At 44.5% G+C, this 6,607-nt stretch carries 4 protein-coding genes; all 4 read left to right on the forward strand.

Features of this window, described 5'->3' with window-relative positions:
• Nucleotides 1–24 precede the first annotated feature (24 nt).
• The 4 genes from PN470_RS03595 (at nucleotide 25) to PN470_RS03610 (ending at nucleotide 6,497) form a co-directional block, all read left to right on the forward strand.
• Nucleotides 25–1,239: an RNA-guided endonuclease InsQ/TnpB family protein gene (locus tag PN470_RS03595; protein ID WP_271934845.1), complete on the forward strand. Its 1,215-nt coding sequence runs from the start codon at nucleotides 25–27 to the stop codon at nucleotides 1,237–1,239.
• 140 nt (nucleotides 1,240–1,379) lie between these two features.
• Nucleotides 1,380–2,564 carry a tetratricopeptide repeat protein gene (locus tag PN470_RS03600; protein ID WP_271934846.1) on the forward strand — a complete coding sequence of 395 codons (1,185 nt, stop codon included), beginning with the start codon at nucleotides 1,380–1,382 and terminating at the stop codon, nucleotides 2,562–2,564.
• A gap of 77 nt (nucleotides 2,565–2,641) precedes the next feature.
• Nucleotides 2,642–4,519, forward strand: coding sequence for an ATP-dependent zinc metalloprotease FtsH4 (gene ftsH4 / locus PN470_RS03605; protein ID WP_272103684.1), 1,878 nt, complete (start codon nucleotides 2,642–2,644; stop codon nucleotides 4,517–4,519).
• Nucleotides 4,520–5,123: 604 nt separating this feature from the next.
• Nucleotides 5,124–6,497, forward strand: coding sequence for a TIGR03279 family radical SAM protein (locus PN470_RS03610; protein ID WP_271934850.1), 1,374 nt, complete (start codon nucleotides 5,124–5,126; stop codon nucleotides 6,495–6,497).
• Nucleotides 6,498–6,607: the final 110 nt, after the last annotated feature.

Consider the following 6,607-nt stretch of genomic DNA (forward strand, 5'->3'; position numbering starts at 1 on the left):
CATCACATCACGAAGCTAACGACAGTGATAACGCTTACCTACCAGTACAAACTAGAGGTAAACAATAAACAGGAACGAGAGATTGTCCACATTCTTGATGTTTGTAAGAGCGTTTATAATTACGCGCTCTCGGAACGGAAAGATTGGTTAAACTCTCGAAAGTGTCTTGCGGATCGCTGTTCGCTAGTTTCTGAGTACATAATTCCTGCGGATGACCCCTATTCAAATTACTTCGTTCAAGCTAAAAATCTAACGGAAGCTAAAAAAATCTATCCGATATTAAAGACGGTTAACGCTCAAGTCTTACAGCAAGTCTTAAAAACTGTAGATAAAACGTTTGACCATATAAAATCGAAAGGCTTCGGCTTTCCTAGATTCAAGAAAAAGATGCGAAGTTTTATTTTTCCCACGCTGTCAAAAAACTTCTTAGGTGACGAATACTTAAATTTTCCACAATTGGGAAAAATTCGGATTAGGAAATCCAGAAAGTACCCGTCTGGGTTTGAGCCTAAACAAGCTCGAATTATCCAAAAAGCGTCGGGATTTTACGTTTCGGTTTCCTTCCAATCTACGGAATTAGTTCCCGATATGACAGTAGGGAAGACCTGTTTAGGAATTGACGCGGGAATTGAGAGTTTTGTCGCTACTTCACGGGGAGATTTAATCAAAGCCCCTCGATTTTTGTTGAAAGTACAGAGTAAGCTTAAATTGCTACAAAGACGCTTGAAACATCAAGTCAAAGGCTCGAACAATTGGTTGAAACTCCAAGATAAGATAGCGAGATTACACGAAAAAGTGTCTAATACTCGTAGAGATTGGCATTTTAAGTTAGCTCATTACCTTTGCGATCTCGCTGATAATATCTTTGTTGAAGATATTAGCTTCGTTTCCTGGTCTAGAGGGATCGTTAGAAAACAATCTCTGGATTCAGGTATCGGTAGTTTTATTAACGAGATATTACCGTTTGTCGCTTGGAAACGGGGAAAATATTATCTTAAGGTTGATAAAAACGGAACCTCGCAAGAGTGTCCGAATTGTGGCGCAATTACTGGTAAAAAAGCGTTATCGGAAAGAGTTCACCGGTGTGATTCTTGCGGCCACATTGAACCGAGAGATACGGCATCAGCGAAGGTAATTGAGAACCGAGGAAAAAACGCGGTCGGACTGACCGTGTTAGAAAACTCTCGCGGAGGCGATTTGACGGGGATCGACTGGGTTAAACTCGGTCGATCTAGTTAAAAGCCTAAGAACCGAGAATCCCCCGCTACACCGACACCGCGCGAGCGGTTAGCGGGGGAGAGTCAATCCCCGATAACTGATAACTGCTAGACTAATTGGGTGATGCTTGCAAGATTAATAAAACCAGTGTCGAGATTAGAATGCAGGGACTTTTAAGAAAACTTTGGCGTGCGATCGAAAACTTTTTTACCCGACTTTTGGGGGGACAAGGGGGAAAGGGGAAAGTACAAGCGATCGAATCTGTTCCCCTAACCGATACAGATTACGAGTTTCTCTATATGGAGTTACTCGATGGGGTGGCCCACGGTTGGCACGAAGGCAGAATTCTGAGATTTTTTGAGAAATTGGGCGATCGAGGTCGGCAAAAAGATTGGGTAGAATGGTTAGAGCTCTTTGGCACCCGTCTGCAATCCTCCGCTTCCCTTAACCAAATTCTCGCCACCAGAATGATCCGTTTGGGAGAATTAGCTCGCGCTTTCCCCGGGATTGAACGTATTGGTGAAGCTTCCTACGAGATCGGTTATCAACTCTACAGCAAAGAAACTGCCACTTTAATCTGGGAATACGCCGGGGAAGATGAGGCCCCGGGCAGTTATTCCCTGCCGCAACCCCCAGAAAATCTCTTATATTCCAGTGAAACTAGCGATTTTAACGGTAATGACCCAGAAAATCCCCAATTAGAAACCCTCACCCTCGATGAATTATTTGACCGTCTGCAAAACGATTCTACCCTAGCGGGCCAAATGGCCGAACAATTGGGCATCGAAAATAAGGACGCGGAAAGCATTATTGATAGTCTGATCGCTCAATTTTCCTCCCAGGAAGGTAAAAACCCTGAAACTGCCGAAGATTGGTTTAATCAGGGCTTAGAACAGGCAAATTTAGGCAATTGGTCAAATGCGATCGCCGATTGGGAACAGGCCTTAAAGATCGACCCCCAATTAGCCTCGGCCTGGCATAATCGGGGTAGTGCCTTAGCCATGATTGGTAACTACGAAGAAGCATTAAATAGTTATGATCGCGCCCTAGAAATCACCCCCAACGATCACCAAGTCATTAACGCTAGAGGCAGCGCCCTATACGGACTGCAACGTTGGCAAGAAGCCTTAGAATGTTGGCAACAGGTGCTAGAAGCGGACGATAATTTTTATCAAGCTTGGTACAATCGCGGCAGTACCCTAGAAAATTTGGGCGAAACCCAAGCAGCGATCGCCTGTTATCAAAAAGCTTTAGGGATTGCGCCGGATTTTGAGCTTGCCCAAACCCGTCTAGAGGCTTTACTAGAGCAAAAACCGCCCGAAGACGACGGTAATCCCCCTGCCTGATTTAATCTGAACTTGAGCAGTCAACAGCCTACAATGAGGAGAGGATAGAGAATAATTTTAATGAATCAGGCCCAGCAATGAGTATAAAAAGCAAACCTCCTTCACAATCCCGCCTGATCGGTAATGTTTTATTAGCCGTAGGCGGCTTATTTCTGATTGTTAACCTCCTTTTTCCGCAATTATTTGGCCCTAGCGTCCCCAAAGTTCCCTATAGTCTTTTTATCGACCAAGTGGAAGATGGCAACGTCGCTAGGGTATCCGTGGGACAGAATGAGATTCGTTATCAGCTTAAAAACGACCAAGAGGGCAACTACGGACGAATTTTCAGCACTACACCGATTTTTGACCTAGAATTGCCCAAACGTCTGGAAGCTAAGGGCGTAGAATTCGCCGCCGCACCACCGCCAAAAAATGGCTGGATTGGTAGTGTTCTCAGTTGGGTGATTCCTCCCCTGATTTTTGTTGGTATTTGGCAATTTTTCCTCGCTCGCAGCGGTGGCGGTGGTCCAGCCGGGGCTCTCTCGATTACCAAAAGTCGCGCTAAAGTCTATGTGGAAGGAGACACCACCAAAACCACTTTTGAAGATGTGGCCGGTGTGGAAGAAGCGAAAACCGAATTAGCCGAAATCGTCGAATTTCTCAAATATCCCCAACGTTACATTCAAATCGGGGCGCGGATTCCCAAGGGTGTCCTCCTAGTTGGTCCGCCGGGGACAGGAAAAACCCTGCTGGCAAAAGCAGTCGCGGGAGAAGCGGGAGTTCCTTTCTTTAGTATCTCAGGTTCGGAATTCGTGGAACTCTTTGTCGGTGCGGGTGCGGCCCGAGTGCGAGATCTGTTTGAACAGGCCAAGAAAAAAGCCCCCTGTATTATTTTTATCGATGAATTAGACGCGATTGGTAAATCTCGCGCTAACGGTAATTTTATGGGGGGTAACGATGAGCGGGAACAGACTTTAAACCAATTATTGACGGAAATGGACGGTTTTAACGCTGGTGATGCGACGGTGATCGTGCTGGCCGCCACTAACCGCCCCGAAACTCTTGATACCGCCCTTTTACGCCCCGGCCGTTTTGATCGTCAAGTGTTAGTTGATCGCCCCGATCTGGCTGGACGCTTAAAAATCCTCGAAATCTACGCAGGTAAGGTAAAATTAGGATCGGGTGTGGATTTAAAACAGATTGCTACCCGTACCCCCGGTTTTGCCGGTGCTGACTTAGCTAATCTAGTCAATGAGGCCGCTTTATTGGCAGCCCGCAATCAACGCAGCACCGTCGCCCAAGAGGACTTTAATGAGGCAATCGAGCGGGTAGTGGCGGGTTTAGAGAAGAAAAGCCGGGTTCTCTCGGAAAAAGAGAAGAAAATCGTCGCTTATCACGAAGTTGGTCACGCTCTCGTCGGTGCAGTTATGCCGGGGGGTGGTAAAGTTGCTAAGATTTCGATCGTGCCTCGCGGCATGGCAGCCCTCGGTTATACCCTGCAAATGCCCACGGAAGACCGTTTCCTTATGGATGATACGGAATTACGCGACCAAATTGCTACTCTTTTAGGCGGTCGGGCCGCCGAAGAAATTGTCTTTGGTAGTATTACTACTGGGGCGGCTAATGACCTGCAGCGGGCGACGGATTTGGCCGAACGCATGGTGACGACCTATGGTATGAGTAAGACCTTGGGTCCTCTAGCCTACGAAAAAGGTCAACAGAATAGTTTTCTGGGAGATGGTATGATGAATCCTCGGCGCTTGGTGAGCGATGACACGGCCAAAGCGATCGACAATGAAGTGAAAGAGATTGTCGAAAATGGTCATCAGCAGGCCCTGGATATCCTGGCTCAAAATCGCGATTTACTCGAAGAAATTGCCCAAGAAATCCTCAGTAAAGAGGTGATTGAAGGGGAACAATTGCAAGCACTGCTCGAGCGCGTTAAACCCCTCGATCGAGAACCTGTTACTGTTTAGATTGATTTGATTTTTACCTGACCCTATCTTGAAGAAAGATGGGGTTTTTTCCTGTTATACTAAATCCGGTTATTAAAAATTGATTATTTATTCCCCTTTTTGCATGAGTGCATGAGTAGAAAACGGGTTTCTCCGAGAAACCCGTTTTCTGTGCGTTACTCAACGGATTTAGTATTAATCCCTATTAGAGATTAATACTTTGTAGGGTTGATTCATGAATCAACCCTACAGCGTTCCCATTAATCTTAACCCCTATTAGAGATTGAAACTTGCAGGCAAAAATCAGCGATACTGATATTGAGATCACGATGGTGAATCCAGAAGAGCTAAAGGAGACAGAAAATGGCTAACGAAACCGTCACTTATTCCCTAGAAGCTGTTCTGACAAGGATTGAGGGGAAAATCGACTCTCTGGGAAATGCAGTTAAATAATTGGATGGCAACCTAAAAACATGGCTCTCCCCGGTTTGGTGGGTAAAATGTATTCTAAGATATAGTCTTGCGGGCAAGTGAGTGGAACGAACCACAGAGACACAAAGGACACAGAGATCGATCACTACTATATAAGTTAAACTTATCACACAAAGAATAAGAGAGCCCAAACATGAGTGAATTAACTATTCGTCCAGCTAAAATTAGTGGTGTCATCCCAGATTCGATCGCCGCCGAGGTAGGTTTTGAAATCGGGGATGCGCTCGTCTCTATTAATGGTAATCGTCCCCGGGATTTAATCGATTATCAATTTTTATGTGCCGATGAATTTTTAACCCTAGAAGTGCTTGATAGTCAGGGCAAAACTCACCAAGTAAAAATCGAAAAAGATTATCATGAAGACTTAGGTTTAGAGTTTGAAACTGCCCTTTTTGATGGCTTAATTCAGTGTAATAACAAATGTCCTTTTTGCTTTATCGATCAACAACCAGAGGGCAAAAGAGAAACTTTATACTATAAAGATGATGACTATCGCTTAAGTTTTCTCTATGGCAGTTATTTAACCTTAACTAATCTCACCTCAAAAGAATGGCAGCGGATCGAAAAGATGCGAATCTCACCGCTTTTTGTGTCCGTTCATGCCACGGAACCCGATCTGAGAATTCGTCTCTTAAAAAATCACCGCGCTGGTCAAATTTTAGACCATTTAAAGTGGCTACAAGCGAGACAATTACAAATTCATGCACAAGTGGTAGTTTGTCCCAATATTAATGATGGAATTCATCTCGAAAGAACCCTGTTAGATCTGGTTTCTTTTCATCGGGGAGATATTCCCTGTGTGGAGTCGATTGCCGTAGTTCCCGTGGGATTAACCCGCTTTCGTCCCCAAGAAGATGAATTAATTCCCGTTAGTCAAGAAAAAGCGCGAGAAGTTATTGAACAAGTCCAAACTTTACAGAAAAAATTTCGTCAAGAATTTGGCAGTAATGTGCTGTGGTTAGCCGATGAATGGTTTTTAATTGCCCGAGTCGATTTACCCCCTCAATCTCACTACGAAGATTATCCCCAAATCGGTAACGGGGTTGGCTCGATTCGTCAATTTATTAGGGATTTTCAGAAGACAGCCAAGAAGTTATTGCCTGCTCAAATTACTCCCTCTAGACGGTTAATATGGGTAGTGGGCAATGCGGTAGAACAAGCTTTTCAACCCCTAGTTAAACAGTTAAATAAGGTGCAGGGTTTAACCGTGGAATTAGTGGCTTTAAATAGTGATTATTGGGGACAGGAAATCACGGTTACGGGTTTATTAACCGGGCAAGATATTCTCAAAGGATTACAAGGTAAAAATCTTGGGGATGGGGTTTTATTACCTTCTCTCATGCTTAAGCATGGGGAAGCGGTATTTTTAGATGATATCACCCTAGAAACTGTTATTAATCAGTTAAGAGTCCCTATTTATCCAGTCCTGGGAGTGGAGGAATTAATTAAAACTTGTCTTACTCTCAATCCTTTCTCTGACTTTCTCTCACATATAGGTGAGCAGTAAAAGTTATTAAAAGAGGGCGAATGCAATTCGCCCCTACAATAATATTATTGCGCCAATGGTAGGGGCGCATCGCGTGCGCCCAAAATGTAATATAGATATTTCGACCAAAT

Source organism: Microcystis sp. CS-574 (genome assembly GCF_028329095.1).
GTDB classification, from domain to species: Bacteria; Cyanobacteriota; Cyanobacteriia; order Cyanobacteriales; family Microcystaceae; genus Microcystis; species Microcystis ichthyoblabe_A.